A 16432-nucleotide genomic window follows, 5' to 3' on the forward strand; every position below is an offset into this window, starting at 1 on the left:
TCCGATTCCATCCCGAACTCGGTTGTGAAACTTCGCCGTGGCCAAGATACTTGTCGGGTTGCCGACCGGGACAATAGCTCGATGCCAGGATTATTCTTTCCTACCCCTCAATCTCACCAGATTGGGGGGTTTGGTTTTATCTAAGCTATGGTCTGAATTAACACAAAAGGTTGCACGATTAGTGTATTAAAAAGGTTATCGGGATGGGAATTCCAATCGCTTAATTGCTCCTGTGTCGGTTTTTCCAGTAGTTTTTCCCCGATCCAATTCTGCACTTGAGCAACCTGATCACCAGCGATCGCTTCTGCCACTTCGATTAAATTGAGGGAATCGGAAACCAGGATCAGCGCATCCCTTTGAGCATGGGGGATCAAGTCACTCCACTCCACTTCGGCTAATTCCTCTAATAACTGATCGTGAATACTACCCATACTGTCAATCCTTGCGAAAAAGCTCGCTCAATAACGAATTAGCTCCTCTTTCTAGCATACAGGCAAAGGGACAGCCGATTTCCTTCCATCTATAGTAATTGTAGCGGTTCTCACACCCGTGTGTGACAGTTAAACCTTTGCTGATTAAGCTTTTCAACATCGATAATGTACCTCTTACGAACAGGAAACGCTATATCACTGTTTACTGATCACTGAAAAAGCTGACGGCTGACGGCTCAGATGTGTAATTAATTGTGCTTAGAACCTTATGACCGAAACGATTTGCGCCCCTGGGAAAGGCAGTGCTTCTCCTTCTCTGCTGCCCCAAGAGAGTCCTTCCACAGAGTCAATGCCACTGGCGGCTTGACACCTCTCCTGAACGGTTACAAAATTACTACCGGACTTGACAATTAAATAATTAAATTTTGTTTAACTAAGTATTTTTACTTAGGGTAAGCCGCTAGAATAAAAATGGGAGCGGTAAAAATAAAAAACAGTAAGCAGTCTTTATTGAGTTTAGGTAAAGTAGACCCAGAGGAGGGATAGGGTAATCGCATAAAAAGACCTCTTGACAGATACAGCTTGGCCTCGACCATTGACCATGCAAACGTTTCAGACTTTTGCTTTGTAACGAAACAGTCATAAACCTGACGTAAGCAATACTAAAGCAAATAGGTTCTTCGGTTTGTGTTATGCAATGGAGGGGGGTTATAAAGGATAAAACCCTTACATAGAAAGACATTGCTTCGATTTTTGCCAATTGTTTTCTATCTAGAACGAGCTAATCAATTGAGTCTTTTGCCAGATAAGGATTTAGTCGATTTATGCCCCCCTATCGAACCATACCAAGTAACGAAGAACCAGCAAATATTCAATCAAAAGCCAAAACCCTGTATCAGCAAGACTTTTTGCCATTCTCAATTGTCAGGTTATGTTGAAGTGCGTGCGATTGCTTTGTAATTAGTTTTATGTTAAAAGAACTTCAGAAATCAGTTGTAGAGGAAAAAATGCTTGATCTGTCTGTAGAGTCAAAATCTCAAGGCGAAGGCGAAATTTTTCAGGACATTTCTACTTTTGTAGATATTTTGAACCATAGAGCATTGCAGCAAGCCGAGCAAACAGCTTATATCTTTTTGGCTAATGGAGAAACAGAAACCGCCAGACTGACTTATCAGCAATTAGAGCAAAAAGCAAAAGCTTTGGCGGCTCAACTTCAGTTACAAATGTTTCCGGGAGAAAGAGCTTTATTGCTCTATCCATCGGAGGAAGAATTTATCATTGCTTTCTTTGCCTGTTTATATGCGGGTGTTATTGCCGTTCCCGTTTATCCTCCCCGACGTAATCAAAAGCTCTCTCGACTACAAGCAATAACTAAAGATGCTCAAGCCAAACTGGCCTTAACTACTACATCCTTATTAAGTACTATTGAGGAAAAATTTTCGAGTGACCCTGAGTTAGTAACAGTACCTTGCCTAGCTACTAATAACATCCCGGATAAGCAAGCAGAAAACTGGCAAAAACCGAATCTTTCTTTAGAGGACATAGCTTTCCTACAATATACTTCTGGTTCCACAGGTATGCCTAAGGGAGTTATGGTTAGTCATAAAAATTTACTTCATAATGAAAAACTGATTGCTTCTGCCTTTGGACATACAAGCGAAACTATTGGTGTAGGATGGTTGCCACTATTCCATGATATGGGACTAATTGGTAACGTATTACAACCAGTATACGTCGGATTTCCTTGTGTGATTATGCCTCCAGAAGCATTTATCCAAAAACCGCTCCGATGGTTACAGGCTATTTCTCGCTACAACGCTACCAGTAGTGGCGGTCCTAATTTTGCTTACGAATTATGTGCTGATAAAATTAAACCTCAAGAGCGAGAAAATCTGGATTTAAGTTGTTGGGATGTAGCTTTTACTGGGGCCGAACCTGTTCGAGCGGCTACCTTAGAAAAATTTGCTAATACTTTCGCTGATTATGGTTTTAAGAGAGAGGCATTTTATCCTTGTTATGGGATGGCTGAAACTACTCTATTTGTATCGGGGGGAATTAAAAGCCAATCTCCTGTGATTGCAGCAGTTGATAAATTAGCTCTTTTAGAAAATAGTGCCGTTACTATTAACTCTCAACACCCGAATGCTCAATTATTAGTTGGTTGTGGTCACGCTTGGTTATCAGAAAAAATTGTAATTGTGAATCCTGAATCTTTAACTGAATGTCGAGATGGGGAAATAGGAGAAATTTGGGTATCTAGTGATAGTGTAGCTCAGGGTTATTGGAATCGAACCGAACAGACAGCAGAAACTTTCAAAGCTTATTTAGCTGATACCCAGGTTGGGCCATTTCTGCGGACAGGAGATTTAGGATTTTTACTGGCTGGTGAGTTATTTATCACAGGAAGACTCAAGGATTTAATTATTGTTCAGGGACGTAATCATTATCCTCAAGATATTGAATCCACCGTCGAAAAAAGTCACCCGGGATTGCGGCAAGGGTGTGGAGCAGTATTTTCAGTGGAAATTGCTGGTCAAGAAAGGCTAGTAGTTGTTCAAGAAGTCGAACGAAGCTATCTGCGTAAATTAGACTCACCAGCGGTAATTGAGCAAATTATTCGCTCTGTTGCCGAAGAACATCAACTAGATGTTTATGCTGTGGTACTGCTGAAAACAGCAAGTATTCCCAAGACATCTAGTGGCAAGATTCAACGTCAAGCTTGCCGAGCTAGTTTTCTAGCAGGAACTCTTAATGTGATTGGGGATTGGAGTAAAAATCCTGAACATAAGAATGGATTTAAGCAGCTTAAATCAGATATTAACTCTCTGCTAAAACAAGTCAAAAGTTATCAGGTTGTTGAAGAATTCTCTGAGGTCAGTCAGAATCAAATTGTGTCCGATACTCAAGAAGCAATTGAAGAGTGGCTAATTAAAAAAGTTGCAGAGAGCTTGCAAATAGCACCAGAAAAAATAGATATTCAACAAGACTTAGCAAGTTATGGACTGAGTTCTTTAGCGGCAGTAAGTCTTTCGGGAGAGCTTGAGCAATGGCTCGGGAAAAGTGTATCTCCTATGCTGGTTTATGAATATCCTAGCATTCATGCAGTTGCTCACTATTTAGCCCTAAATGGATTAAGTTCTGAAGCTCTAGCTACAACTTCATCCACAGTCGCTCAAAAAACCTCATCACAACCTCAAAATGAGCCGATCGCTATTATCGGTATTGGCTGTCGTTTTCCTCAAGCTAAATCTCCAGACGCATTCTGGCAACTATTACGCCAAGGAGGGGATGCAATAACAGAATTATCTTCTCAAAGATGGAATCATCAAGAACTGGGCAATTTAAACCCCATAAATGGTGGATTTTTAGATAATGTTTATGATTTTGATCCTCAATTTTTTGGCATCTCACCTCGGGAAGCAGTGGAAATGGATCCCCAGCAAAGACTTCTCTTAGAAGTTAGTTGGGAAGCTCTCGAAAATGCTTGTATTGCCCCCGAAACTTTAGCAGGGAGTCAAACAGGTGTATTTGTTGGCATCAGTAGTGATGATCATGCTCGCTTGTTATCTAAAGATAATGAGTCTATAGGCACTTACTATGGCACGGGTAACGCTTTTTGTGTGGCGGCTAATCGTTTATCTTATTTTCTAGATTTCCATGGGCCTAGTTTAGCTATAGATACGGCCTGTTCTTCCTCGTTAGTTGCTGTCCACGAAGCTTGTAAGAGCTTAACAGATGGGGAATGTCATCTCGCATTAGCAGCTGGGGTAAATTTGCTGCTATCTCCCCAATTAACTATTAATTTCTCAAAAGCAGGGATGTTAGCCGCTGATGGTCGCTGTAAAACCTTTGATGAAAGTGCTAATGGCTATGTAAGGGGCGAAGGTTGTGGGGTGGTTATCCTCAAACGCCTAGAGAAGGCTATTCAAGATGGCGATCGCATTTATGCAATTATTCGCGGTTCAGCAGTTAATCAAGATGGTCACAGTAATGGACTAACTGCACCCAATAAACAAGCTCAACAAGCTGTTATTAAAAAAGCCTTAGCCAAAGCTCAGGTAAGCGCCAAAGATATTAGCTACGTGGAAGCTCATGGTACAGGTACATCTTTAGGGGATCCGATTGAGCTTAATGCTCTCAAAGAAGTATTAATGGAGGAGCGTCAATTAGATCAGCCCTGTTGGATCGGCTCTGTAAAAACTAATATTGGTCATCTCGAAGCAGCCGCAGGAATTGCCGCACTGATTAAAGTTTGCCTCGCTTTACAAAATCGTGAAATTCCTCCTCACCTTCATTTGCAAAAACTCAATCCTTATATTTCTCTAGAAGGAACTTCCTTATCTATTCCTACTCAATTACAGCCTTGGAAAAAGGGTAAAAAAGGGCGATTAGCTGGGGTATCTTCTTTTGGTTTTGGTGGCACTAATGCTCATGTTATTTTAGAAGAATTTGTTCCAGAAACCTTGGAGCAAGAGCAAAATAAACCATCTCTTGCTATCTTGACTATTACCGCTAAAACTAAGTCATCTTTGCGAGAATTAGTATCAAGTTATCACAATTATCTTCAAGCAAATCCGCAAATCAACTTACAAGACTTTTGCTTTAGTGCTGATGTGGGGCGCTCGCATTTTCATCATTGTTTAGCTATTCAAACTGAGTCTTTAACTCAATTACAATCCCAGTTAGAGGCTATTATTGAGGGCAAAGAAGCTGGGGGAATTTTGACCGGTGAACTATCGCACCAGAAGCACCAGAAAATTGCGTTTCTTTTTACAGGTCAGGGGTCACAATATATCAATATGGCCCGGGAACTTTATGAGACTCAACCTACTTTCCGTAGAACCCTTGAACACTGTCAAGAGATTCTTAGTATCTATTTAGACAAACCTTTGCTATCTATTCTCTATCCTCAAGAGGGAGAGAACTCACCCATAGATGAAACAGCTTACACCCAACCCGCCTTATTTGCCATAGAATACGCACTCGCTCAATTATGGAAATCTTGGGGTATTGAACCTAGTGCAGTTATGGGTCATAGTGTAGGAGAATATGTGGCCGCTTGCATTGCCGGGGTGTTCAGTCTTGAAGATGGGTTAAAACTCATCGCTTATCGAGGTCGTTTAATGCAAGCATTACCTTCTAACGGTAAAATGGTAGCAGTTACTGCCGACGAAGAAACTGTCAGACGTGCCATTATTTCTTATGAAAAACAGGTTTCTATCGCTGCTATTAATGGGCCATCTAGCATTGTTATTTCTGGGGACAGTCAAACCGTTGATGCAGTAGTCGCTAATTTAGATACCGAATGGGTGAAGACAAAAACCTTACAAGTGTCTCATGCTTTTCACTCACCTTTGATGGAGCCAATATTGGCCGAGTTTGCCAAAATTGCCCGAGAAATCACCTACTCAAAACCAAATATTAGCTTAATTTCTAATGTCACTGGTAAAATAGCGACAGCCGAAATAGCTACGCCTTCTTATTGGGTGAATCATATTCGCCAGACCGTAGAGTTTGCCGCAGGAATGAATACACTAGCGAGCCACGGTTATGAGGTTTATCTAGAAATTGGTCCCCAACCCATTTTAATAGGAATGGGAAGTCATTGTATTCCAGAAGGCAAGGGAGTATGGTTGCCAAGTTTGCGATCTAGAAAATCAGATTGGCAACAAATGTTACAAAGTTTGGCAGAATTATATGTTAGAGGAACACCTGTAAATTGGACTGGATTTTCAAAAGATTATTCCTATCATCGTTTGAGTCTGCCAACTTATAAATTTAGCCGACAATTGTATTGCCATGGCAGTATATTGTCCGACTGCTCCACTACAAGAGTTGAGTCAACCAATGGTAAAGGACATATTTCTCACAACAATCCTCAGGGTACTCAGCAATTTGAGTTATACTCTAGCAATGGCAATGGACATCTTCATCCTTTAATAGGAAAACGGTTACATTTGCCACTAAAACCAATTATCTTTGAATCTCAAATCAGTCAAGATTGTCCCAATTATATTCAACACCATCAGATTCAAGCAACCACTATTTTCCCTGCTACTGCTTACTTAGAAATGGCTCTTGTCGCCGGGATCAATGTTTTTAAATCCGACTCAATCAGCCTAGAAGATGTGAAGATTGAGCATCCCTTATTTTTCGAGGGTAATCAAGTCAAAGACATCGAGTTAATTCTGACTCCTCAAGATTCCCAGACTTATACCTTTGAAATCTTTAGTCTTAATCCTGTTGGCGATTCTTGGACACTTCATACTTTGGGTAAAATTATCAAAGTAACAGATATTACTCAACCCAGTCCAGTCAACTTAGAAAACTTATCAATTGATTCTCTTGAATCCGTAAATGTTGAAGATTATTATCAACAATTACAACAACGAGGAATGGACTACGGAGCAAGTTTTCAAGCCATTACAGACCTGTGGCAGTATGAAGGAATGGCTCTCGGACAGATTCAGTTACCAGAACCCTTAGTTAATGAAGCTTGTAACTACAAATTACATCCCGTTTTACTGGATGCTAGTTTACAAGTATTAGGGGCGGCTTTATCAAGAGAAGACTCTGGCGATGCTTACCTACCTGTGGGTTTAAAGCAATATCAAGTCTATGGTTCTGTACCCCTTCATCTATGGAGTAGAGTTAAGTTAAATCAAGACTCTTCTGAGCCTTCCCAAACCATCACCGCAGATGTGGACTTATTTGATGACAGTGGGGTACTGCTTGCCGAAATTCAAGGATTATCAGTTAAGCGTATTAGTTCTCAAAAACTGGGGCAAGTTGTGCAAAAAGAGGAGACAGAAAACTGGTTATATGAAATAGTCTGGCGACCACAAAACCGTGATTTGAACTTACCTTTAACCGGAGCAGAAAATCTTGGCACTTGGTTACTGTTTACCAAGGGTGATGGAATGGGTTCATCTTTAGCTAATCAACTAACACAATTAGGTGAATACTGTATTCTCGTTTCTGTTGGCTCTCACTATCAAAAGCTAAACCCAGAAAGTTATACAGTTAATCCTCTTGTTACTGATGATTTTACCAAACTTTTCCAAGAGAGCTTAGAAAATAAACCTCCCTTAAAAGGAATAGTTCATTTATGGAGTTGTGAGAATAATTCATCTACAGATTTATCTCTAGAGGCCTTACAAAAGGCGCAAGAAATAGGCTGTGGTAGTGTCTTGTCTCTAGTTCAAGCTTTAACTCAAAAACGAGGTACAAATTTACCCCGTCTGTGGTTAGTTACTCAAGGTGCACAAACTTTAGAACCCTCAGACACATCCTTAGCTATTGAACAAGCGCCTTTATGGGGACTTGGCCGAACGATCGCCCTAGAACATCCAGAATTACAATGTGTATGTGTGGATCTAGAAGCATCACCCAATGCTAACCAATCCCTACTTGTAGCGGAAATATTAGCTCCTGACAGCGAAAATCAGGTGATTTATCGTCAAGAAATCCGTCATGTTTCTCGACTGGTGCGACATAGTGCCCACAGCACAAGTCAACAAGAGAAAATACGCCCTGATAGCAGCTATCTAATTACTGGGGGTTTAGGAGCATTAGGATTAAAAATAGCTGATTGGATGGTTTCTCAAGGTGCTAAATATTTAGTTCTCACTGGACGAAGTGAACCAAATACAGAAGCTATCACATTGATTGAACAATGGAAACAGGCAGGAACTGAGGTAGTTATCATCAAGGCTGATGTTTCTAAACAAGAGGATGTTCAAAAATTATTCCAGAAAATGACAGTATCCTTACCCGTTATGCGTGGAATTGTTCATGCAGCAGGAGTGTTAGATGATGGACTCTTATCACAACTAGATTGGCCACGTTTTACCCGTGTTATGGCTCCCAAAATAACAGGAACATGGAATCTACATTGTTTTAGTTGGGATCTACCTTTAGATTTCTTTGTCTGTTTCTCGTCCATAGCCTCATTAATGGGTTCACCGGGTCAAGGTAACTATGCCGCAGCTAATGCGTTCATGGATGCTCTAGCTCACTATCGCCGGAGTTTAGGACTACCCGGACTAAGTATTAACTGGGGTCCATGGTCTGGAGTGGGTATGGCAGCCAATTTAGACAATCGCTTTTTTGCTCAAGGCATTAATCCCATCAGAATTGAGCAAGGGTTACAGATATTCGGTGAATTAATTCAAGAAAATATAGCTCAAATTGGGGTTTTATCCGTTGATTGGCCACAATTTATAGCATCTTATCCCTTTAATATTCCTCTATTGACTCAAATTGCCCAAGATGTAGGAGGATATGATGGATTATCAGCTACTCAGTCGCCAATTCTGTCTCAGTGGCAAGAGTCTTCCAGTGATTCGAGGATTTTGCTTTTACTTGCTTACATTCAAGGTTTAGTTGCTAAGAGTATAGGGACAGATGCTGCTCAAATTCATCTAGATCAGCCCCTAAAAACAATTGGTTTTGACTCCCTAATGACTGTTGAAATGAAAACTAAGCTAAGTGTTGATTTGGGAGTTGATATTCCTCTAACTAAATTTCCTGAAGATGTTACTGTTACCACTCTAGCCATTTTCGTGAATGAACAATTAATAGAGAAAGTCTCCATTTCTCCTGACCCTGTAATCAATCAAGTTGATGAAGAGCAAATTTCTGAGGAGTTGTTAGCTCAACTAAACCAGTTAACGGATCAGGAACTTGATGTTCTTTTAAGTTCTATATCATCTAATTAAGGAGATTCGAAAATGACTAATACTAGCCAAACTCTAGCTAATCTTTCCTCTCAGCAAAAACTTCAACTCATTGAAAAATTGCGACAACAAAAGGAAAAAGCTAATTCAGCCCCAGTTACTTTAGTTGATTTTTCTAACTTTGATCAACAGCCAGCTTACCAGCAAATGAAGCAGCAATTGATGCAACTTGAAGCAATTGGTTTACAAAACCCTTACTTCAAAATTCATCAAGGAGTAGCTCGCAATATTACTCAAATTGGTGAGCAAGAATTGATTAATTATTCAACCTATAACTATCTGGGAATGTCAGGAGATCCCAAGGTTTCTCAAGCAGCCAAAGATGCTATTGATCGTTATGGAACTTCTGTTTCAGCTAGTCGTGTAGCATCAGGGGAAAAACCCATCCACCGAGAATTAGAACAGGAAATTGCTAATTTACTGGGAGTAGAAGATGCGATCGTTTATGTGGGAGGACACTCTACTAATGTTATTACTATTAGTCATCTTTTCGGACGCAATGATCTGATTGTTTATGACGCACTGAGTCACAATAGCGTTGTTCAGGGTTGTCTTTATTCAGGAGCAAATTTGTTCTCTTTTGCTCACAATGATGGGCAAGCTCTCGAACAAATTCTTAAAGACAAACGTTCCAGCTATGAAAAAGCTTTGATTATCATTGAAGGAGTCTATAGCATGGATGGTGATATTGCCAACTTACCTAAGTTTATTGAACTTAAGAAACGTTATAAGACGGCTTTAATGATTGATGAAGCTCACTCTATTGGTGTACTTGGAAAGTCAGGACATGGTATTGGAGAATATTTCGGAGTTAACCCTACAGATGTAGATTTATGGATGGGAACTTTAAGTAAATCTTTCGCTAGTTGTGGTGGATATATTGCCGGCAACCATGCTTTGATTGAGTATCTCAAATATACTGCTCCCGGTTTTGTCTATAGTGTTGGCATTTCCCCGCCTAATGCCGCTGCTGCCTTAGCTGCCATTCGATTATTAAATGTAGAACCTGAGCGTGTAGAACGTTTGCATCAACGGGCAAAACTGTTTCTCCAGTTAGCCAAAGAAAGGGGACTTAATACAGGATTAAGCGATGATTCTGCTGTTATTCCCGTGATTGTTGGCAATTCTTTGCAATGTATTCAACTGTCTCAAGCTCTTTTTTCGAGAGGTATTAATGTTCAACCGGTAATTTATCCGGCTGTCTCTGAACAAACAGCAAGATTACGTTTTTTCATTAGTTGTACCCATAGCGAAGAGCAAATTCGTTTTACGGTTGAAACGGTTGCTGATGAATTAAAAAAAATTCACAACAGTTTATAGGTTGTGATTTCTGCTTAATCTAAATATCTTAGTTTTCTCAATTCAGAGGTAAAAAAATGACTGCGCTTTTAAAAATGCCAAGACTTTTCTATCAAGTTGCTAAAGTCAAACTTAGCCAAGTTAAATCTAATCAGACTGCTGATTATGACAAGGCAGCTATTTCTTACGATGATTACTACTCTCAATATCTTGGTAGTAGTGCTTTAGAACTATGGAAAAAATTACCTGTTAAAGAAGGACAATGTATTCTTGATTTAGCTTGTGGAACAGGGTTTTTTACGAGCAAATTAGCTACAAAAGTTGGTCAAGAAGGTAAAATTACGGCGGTTGATCTTTCTACTGGAATGCTTCAAAAAAATAAAGAGAAAGCATTGAATAAGAATCTCACTAACATTGATTTTATTCAATCAGATGCTCTGGCATTTTTAGCCAATCTGTCTAGTGGATCTTTTGATGGTTTAGTTTGTGGATGGGGAATTTGTTACATGAATCATTCTAAGTTGAGTAAAGAGATAGAAAGAGTATTAAAACCGGGAGGTTTTTTAGGAATCATTGAAAATCGGGCTTGTTCTCTCAAAGACGTTTCCGATCTTTTTACCCAAGTTTTGATGGATTATCCCCAAGCTATGACCAAGAATATCGATCTTCATCTTCCTAAGGATAAAGATTACTTGATTAAGGCTTTTTGTAAGAATAATCTTGAGCAACAAGAGGCATGGAATGGAGAAGTTATAATTCCTTGTACTAATGGAGAGCAAGTAGCTGATTATATGTTGAAATCTGGAGCATCAGCCGGTTTTATCAATGCGTTACGACCGGATTTAGTATCTGAAGTTTTTCAGACTTTTATTCAGTATGCTGAACAGCGATTTGAGTCTCAAAATCCTGTTTTAGTCAAACATGATTTCTGTGCCTTATTAGCTCTCAAGAATTAAATCAACCTAGCCAGATAGATATAGCATCAATATCTGGCTTTTTTTAGCTTTTTGCCCAGGAGATTTTAACTTATGATAAGTTGGTATTATCTGATCATTGCTATTTTATTTGAAACAGCAGGGACAACCTGCATGAAATTATCGAATGGATTCACTAATCTTCTACCATCTGCCCTAATTTTAGTCTGTTATGTTGCCAGTTTGTCTATCTTTACAGTCGCCCTGAGAGGTATTAATTTGAATATTGCTTATGCTGTGTGGTCAGGACTGGGAACGGCTCTAGTTGCAGTGTTAGGATTTTTGATCTTTAAAGAAAATCTAAGTCCTCTAAAAATTGTGTCAATTATTTGGATTATTATCGGAGTAGTTGGTTTAAACCTTAATATGAAACTTCATTAAACATTAATTAAGGGATGTATGTAAAATGGGAAAAAACAATGATAACTATCCTCTAAATAAACAGGTATTACCTAAACAATACTCTAATTTTTTGTACGGACTACGAGGTCTAGCTGCTTTATTTGTCTTAGTAAGCCATATATGGTATCAAATTTGGCCAGCAGATGCAGAACCTTTAGGGTATTATGAACGTCCAACAGGATTAATATTGTTTCTAACCAGTTGGCTGTACTATGGACATTTTGCTGTTGTTATTTTTATTCTCCTTTCTGGATTTTGCCTAATGTTACCTGTTATTCAAGGAGATGGAACTTTGCCGGGAGGAACGGTGGAATTTCTCAAAAAGCGTTCCCACAGGATTTTACCACCTTATTATTTTGCCCTTTTATTTTCTCTATTCCTGATCGATATTTTTATCGGGACAAAAACCGGCTCTCAATGGGATATTAGTATTCCCGTGACTCGATTAGGAGTAATTGCCGATTTGTTAATGCTTCAAGATTTTATTGCCCCTGTCCAAGTTAATTATGTGTTTTGGTCTTTAGCTGTAATTTGGCAACTTTATCTTTGTTTTCCCCTAATTATCCTTAGTTGGCAACGCTTGGGAAGTTTGGGAACAACAATTGCTGTAGGTTTTTTATCCTACACAATTATCTTACTTCTTGAGGCGGCTCATGTCGAAGATGTGCCTCCCCAATATATCGGTTTATTTTTCGATTTTACTTTAGGAGTCTTAGCTGCAACTCTTGTGTTTTCTCAAGACAGTTTATGGATCAAAATACGTGAGTATTTTCCTAGTCAAATTATCGCCGTAATTTGTGGATTATTAATTATCGGCTTGTGTTATTTGTGGGGATTTGATAAAGTTGAACAAAACTTAGCATTTTTGGATAACTTATGTGCGTTTGCTACTCTATCTATACTGGTTGCAGGAGCAAGTCTGAAACCAAATTTTATCAAAGATATACTCTGTTTCAAACCTCTTGTTTTTGCGGGAACTTTTTCCTATAGTCTGTATTTAATTCATGCCCCTCTTTTACAACTGATTTGGCAGTATTTTCTCCATCCATTAGGATTGGATAAGGCTTCAGAATTTTTCGGGCTATTGGTAATTGCTCCACCCCTGATTATTGGGTTTTCCTTAATCTTTTTTCGGTTCTTTGAACGTCCTTTTTTAAATCGTCGCTCACGGTCAGTGAATAACGACAAAAGAAATAGCTATGAAACTTAATTTATGCTCAAAATCTTTTCCTTCTTGGCACTGGATTTTAGCTATCGCTGTTATTACTACGACTATCACCAGTGTGGGTATAGTTTATCAAGTTTTGCCTCTCAGATGGAATAATTCACATCCCTCTGAATCAAAAGCAACAATACTCCCTATTACAAAAGTAGCTGCTTTGGGAAGATTAGAACCCGAAAGTGAGGTTATCCGTCTTGATGTTCCTTTGCCTTTAAATGGCGATCGTGTAGAACAATTATTAGTTAAAGAAGGGTCGAAAGTATCAGTTGGACAAATAATAGCAATTTTAGATTCCCGTAACCGCTTACAATCAGTAGTTAAACAAAATCAAGAACAGTTAAAAGTAGCTCAAGCACGTTTATCTCAAGTTAAAGCAGGGGCAAAGGTTGGAGAGATTAATGCTCAAAAAGCGACGGTAGAAAAGGCTAAAGCTGATTTAGAGGGACAAACTAGGGAACAAAAGGCAACTATAGCCAAATTACAAGCACAGTTACAGGGAGAAACAGCCACACAAAAGGCGACAATTTCTCGGTTAGAAGCAGAACTAGAAAATGCTAAAACTGAATGTCAACGTTATCAAACGTTATATCAAGATGGAGTCGTATCTAGTTCTGATTATGATAGTAAATGTCTCAATCAAAAAACCCTGCAAGAGAGTCTAAAAGAAGCTCAAGCTAATCTTCAACGTATTCTCGCTACTTATCAAGAACAAATCGCCGAAGCTCAAGCTAGCTTAGAGCGTACTAAAGCAACAGGAATACAGCAAATTCAACAAGCAGAAGCTACCCTTAATCAAGTGGCTGAAGTTCGTCCAGTTGATATACAAATTGCTCAAGCGGAAGTTGATAACGCTTTGGCTAATTTACAACAAGCAGAAACCAACTTAAATCAAGTTTATATCAAGAGTCCTATTAACGGACAAATTCTCAAAATTCACGCGCGAGTTGGTGAAAAAGTTGGTGATTCTGGATTAGTAGAACTGGCAGAAAATAATAACATGGTAGCCGTAGCAGAGGTGTATCAAACTGATATTGATAAAGTGAAACTGGGACAACAAGCTGTCATTACTAGCCAAGCTTTTTCGGGTAAATTAAAGGGTACTGTCTCACAAATTGGTTTACAGGTCGATAGGCAAAATGTCTTTAGTAGTCAGCCGGGAGAAAATATGGATCGCCGAGTTATAGAAGTCAAAATCCGCCTCAATTCCCAAGATAGTAAGCGAGTAGCTGGCTTAACTAATTTGCAAGTACAAGTAGAAATAAAAGTAAAAAATCCCAATTCTTAACCCCTTAATCTTAAGTCAATATATGCTCAAACAACTGTTCCGTAAAACTCCCTTAGCATGGCATCAGCTAATGAAGAAAAAAATTCGTCTTTTCGTCGCAATAGCAGGAATTGCCTTTGCTGATATTCTGATGTTTTTCCAACTAGGAATGTTAGATGCTTTGTTTGATGGATCCGCAAAATCTTATCAACTTTTACAAGGGGATCTAGTCTTAGTTAACTCTCAGTTTCAAACCCTATACATAGTTAAACAATTTCCCAGAGAGCGATTATTTCAAACCCTCGCCTATGAACAAGTTGAATCAGTGTTGCCTATCTATATGGGTTTTGCTCAATGGCGTAATCCTCAAACTGAGATTAATCGTACTATTTTAGTTTGGGGCATTGATCCAGTTAACCCACCTTTATCCTTAGTAGAACTTGAGGAAAATCAAACAAAATTAAAACTACTTAATCGGGTATTATTTGACCAAAGTTCTCGACCAGAATACGGACCAATTACTGATTTATTCAAACAGCAAGAAAATCTAGAAATCCAAGTTAATGATAAAACTGTAGAGGTAGTTGGTTTATTTAATATAGGAGCTTCCTTTGTAACTGACGGGAATGTCATTACCAGTGATTCAACTTTTCTTAACCTTTTTCCTGATAATAAACCTGAGCAAATATCTATGGGTCTTATTAAATTAAAACCGGGAGTAAATGTTCAAGAAATTCAAGCAAAAATTACAGCAAATTTACCCAAAGATGTAAAACTACTTACTCCATCTCAATTGGCACAAAATGAAATTCATTATTGGAGCGCTCAAGGAATCGGCTTCATTTTTAGTTTAGGGGTGATAGTAGGATTTATTGTTGGTATTGTGATTGTTTATCAAATTCTTTATTCTGATGTGTCAGATCATCTACCAGAATACGCTACTATGAAAGCTATGGGTTACAGCGATCGCTACTTACTTGGTGTCTTAATGCAAGCTGCCTTATTATTAGCTATTTTGGGTTATATCTCCGGCTTTTTCCTGTCTTTAGGACTCTATCAAGTTGGTTCAAGTGCTACTCAATTACCAATTATGATGAAACTTGGACGCGCTGTAATGGTATTAATATTGACAATTACTATGTGTGCTGTTTCTGGCGCGATCGCCATGAATAAACTGCGTTCTGCTGACCCAGCGGATATTTTTTAGTTTCGAGGATAGTTACAACTATGGAAATGCTGCAAATTGAATCTGTAACTTCATTAGAACCTGTTATATCTATCAATTCTCTTAACCACTATTTTGGCGAAGGAAAACTGCGTAAACAGGTATTATTTGATATTACTCTTAATATTAATCTAGGAGAAATTGTCATCTTAACAGGTCCTTCCGGCTCCGGCAAAACTACCCTACTAACTCTGATGGGGGGGTTACGTTCCGCTCAAGAAGGGAGTCTCAAAATTTTGGGACAACAAATATATGGAGCAAGCAAAAACCAATTAACCCAGCTTCGTAAACAACTTGGCTATATTTTTCAAGCACATAATTTAATGAGTTTTCTGACTGCTAAACAAAATGTTCGCTTATCTCTGGAACTTCATGAAGAATTTCTTCAGGAAGATTTAGACATCAAAGCACAAGCGATCTTAGAAACAGTTGGCTTAGGAAACCGAGTCGATTATTACCCAGAAAATTTGTCTGGGGGACAGAAACAACGAGTGGCGATCGCTCGCGCCCTCGTCAGTCATCCCAAATTAGTCCTCGCTGATGAACCGACCGCGGCCTTAGATAAACAATCCGGGCGCAATGTGGTGGAAATCATGCAGAAATTGGCAAAAGAACAAGGTTGCACGATTTTACTTGTCACCCACGATAACCGGATTTTCGACATCGCCGATCGCATTGTCAATATGGAGGATGGTCGTTTAGGGGATTAACTGCCCAAAAATTACTTGCCAAAAATCGGCCTTTCATGTTAGACTAAAGTAATGTCATCTTGGAGAGGTGGCAGAGTGGTCGAATGCGGCAGATTGCTAATCTGTTGTACGAATCGTAAGACCGTACCGAGGGTTCGAATCCCTCCCTCTCCGTATTTTTTGGGTAG

At 39.1% G+C, this 16432-nt stretch carries 9 protein-coding genes and 1 tRNA gene; 9 read left to right on the plus strand and 1 reads right to left on the minus strand.

Translation table 11 applies throughout. The features are described from left to right. Positions 1-140 precede the first annotated feature (140 nt). On the minus strand, positions 141-431 hold the full coding sequence (locus H6G48_RS08095) for a DUF2288 domain-containing protein (protein WP_190720825.1): 291 nt from the start codon (positions 429-431) through the stop codon (positions 141-143). Between the two features lie 1007 nt (positions 432-1438). On the opposite strand from H6G48_RS08095, the gene H6G48_RS08100 reads away from it, so the two are divergent. The 9 genes from H6G48_RS08100 (at position 1439) to H6G48_RS08140 (ending at position 16418) form a co-directional block, all read left to right on the plus strand. Beyond that, on the plus strand, positions 1439-9151 hold the full coding sequence (locus tag H6G48_RS08100) for a type I polyketide synthase (protein WP_242034576.1): 7713 nt from the start codon (positions 1439-1441) through the stop codon (positions 9149-9151). A 12-nt stretch (positions 9152-9163) separates the two neighbouring features. Further along, positions 9164-10489 carry an aminotransferase class I/II-fold pyridoxal phosphate-dependent enzyme gene (locus tag H6G48_RS08105; RefSeq protein ID WP_190720832.1) on the plus strand — a complete coding sequence of 442 codons (1326 nt, stop codon included), beginning with the start codon at positions 9164-9166 and terminating at the stop codon, positions 10487-10489. A gap of 56 nt (positions 10490-10545) precedes the next feature. Beyond that, positions 10546-11424 (plus strand): class I SAM-dependent methyltransferase, encoded by an 879-nt coding sequence (locus H6G48_RS08110; RefSeq protein ID WP_190720836.1) that lies wholly within the window; start codon positions 10546-10548, stop codon positions 11422-11424. Positions 11425-11496: 72 nt separating this feature from the next. After that, complete coding sequence (locus H6G48_RS08115; RefSeq protein ID WP_002798831.1) at positions 11497-11823, plus strand: DMT family transporter; 327 nt, start codon at positions 11497-11499, stop codon at positions 11821-11823. Positions 11824-11848: 25 nt separating this feature from the next. Then, positions 11849-13054 (plus strand): acyltransferase family protein, encoded by a 1206-nt coding sequence (locus H6G48_RS08120; RefSeq protein ID WP_190720839.1) that lies wholly within the window; start codon positions 11849-11851, stop codon positions 13052-13054. Next, a complete protein-coding gene (locus H6G48_RS08125; protein ID WP_190720841.1) occupies positions 13044-14351 on the plus strand; it encodes an ABC exporter membrane fusion protein in 1308 nt (435 codons plus the stop codon). The genes H6G48_RS08120 and H6G48_RS08125 overlap by 11 nt, the downstream gene beginning before the upstream one ends. A gap of 22 nt (positions 14352-14373) precedes the next feature. Beyond that, positions 14374-15537, plus strand: coding sequence for an ABC transporter permease DevC (gene devC, locus H6G48_RS08130; RefSeq protein WP_190720844.1), 1164 nt, complete (start codon positions 14374-14376; stop codon positions 15535-15537). A gap of 20 nt (positions 15538-15557) precedes the next feature. Beyond that, positions 15558-16265: a DevA family ABC transporter ATP-binding protein gene (locus tag H6G48_RS08135; protein ID WP_069473818.1), complete on the plus strand. Its 708-nt coding sequence runs from the start codon at positions 15558-15560 to the stop codon at positions 16263-16265. A gap of 61 nt (positions 16266-16326) precedes the next feature. Further along, positions 16327-16418, plus strand: a tRNA-Ser gene (locus H6G48_RS08140). Positions 16419-16432: the final 14 nt, after the last annotated feature.

It is taken from the genome of Microcystis flos-aquae FACHB-1344, from assembly GCF_014698375.1.
GTDB lineage: Bacteria > Cyanobacteriota > Cyanobacteriia > Cyanobacteriales > Microcystaceae > Microcystis > Microcystis aeruginosa.

Excerpts from the sequence above, each read along its gene's own strand:
- H6G48_RS08095 (WP_190720825.1), bottom strand. The coding sequence starts at position 431 with ATGGGTAGTATTCACGATCAGTTATTAGAGGAATTAGCCGAAGTGGAG.
- H6G48_RS08100 (WP_242034576.1), top strand. The coding sequence starts at position 1,439 with ATGCTTGATCTGTCTGTAGAGTCAAAATCTCAAGGCGAAGGCGAAATT.
- H6G48_RS08105 (WP_190720832.1), top strand. The coding sequence starts at position 9,164 with ATGACTAATACTAGCCAAACTCTAGCTAATCTTTCCTCTCAGCAAAAA.
- H6G48_RS08110 (WP_190720836.1), top strand. The coding sequence starts at position 10,546 with ATGACTGCGCTTTTAAAAATGCCAAGACTTTTCTATCAAGTTGCTAAA.
- H6G48_RS08115 (WP_002798831.1), top strand. The coding sequence starts at position 11,497 with ATGATAAGTTGGTATTATCTGATCATTGCTATTTTATTTGAAACAGCA.
- H6G48_RS08120 (WP_190720839.1), top strand. The coding sequence starts at position 11,849 with ATGGGAAAAAACAATGATAACTATCCTCTAAATAAACAGGTATTACCT.
- H6G48_RS08125 (WP_190720841.1), top strand. The coding sequence starts at position 13,044 with ATGAAACTTAATTTATGCTCAAAATCTTTTCCTTCTTGGCACTGGATT.
- devC (WP_190720844.1), top strand. The coding sequence starts at position 14,374 with ATGCTCAAACAACTGTTCCGTAAAACTCCCTTAGCATGGCATCAGCTA.
- H6G48_RS08135 (WP_069473818.1), top strand. The coding sequence starts at position 15,558 with ATGGAAATGCTGCAAATTGAATCTGTAACTTCATTAGAACCTGTTATA.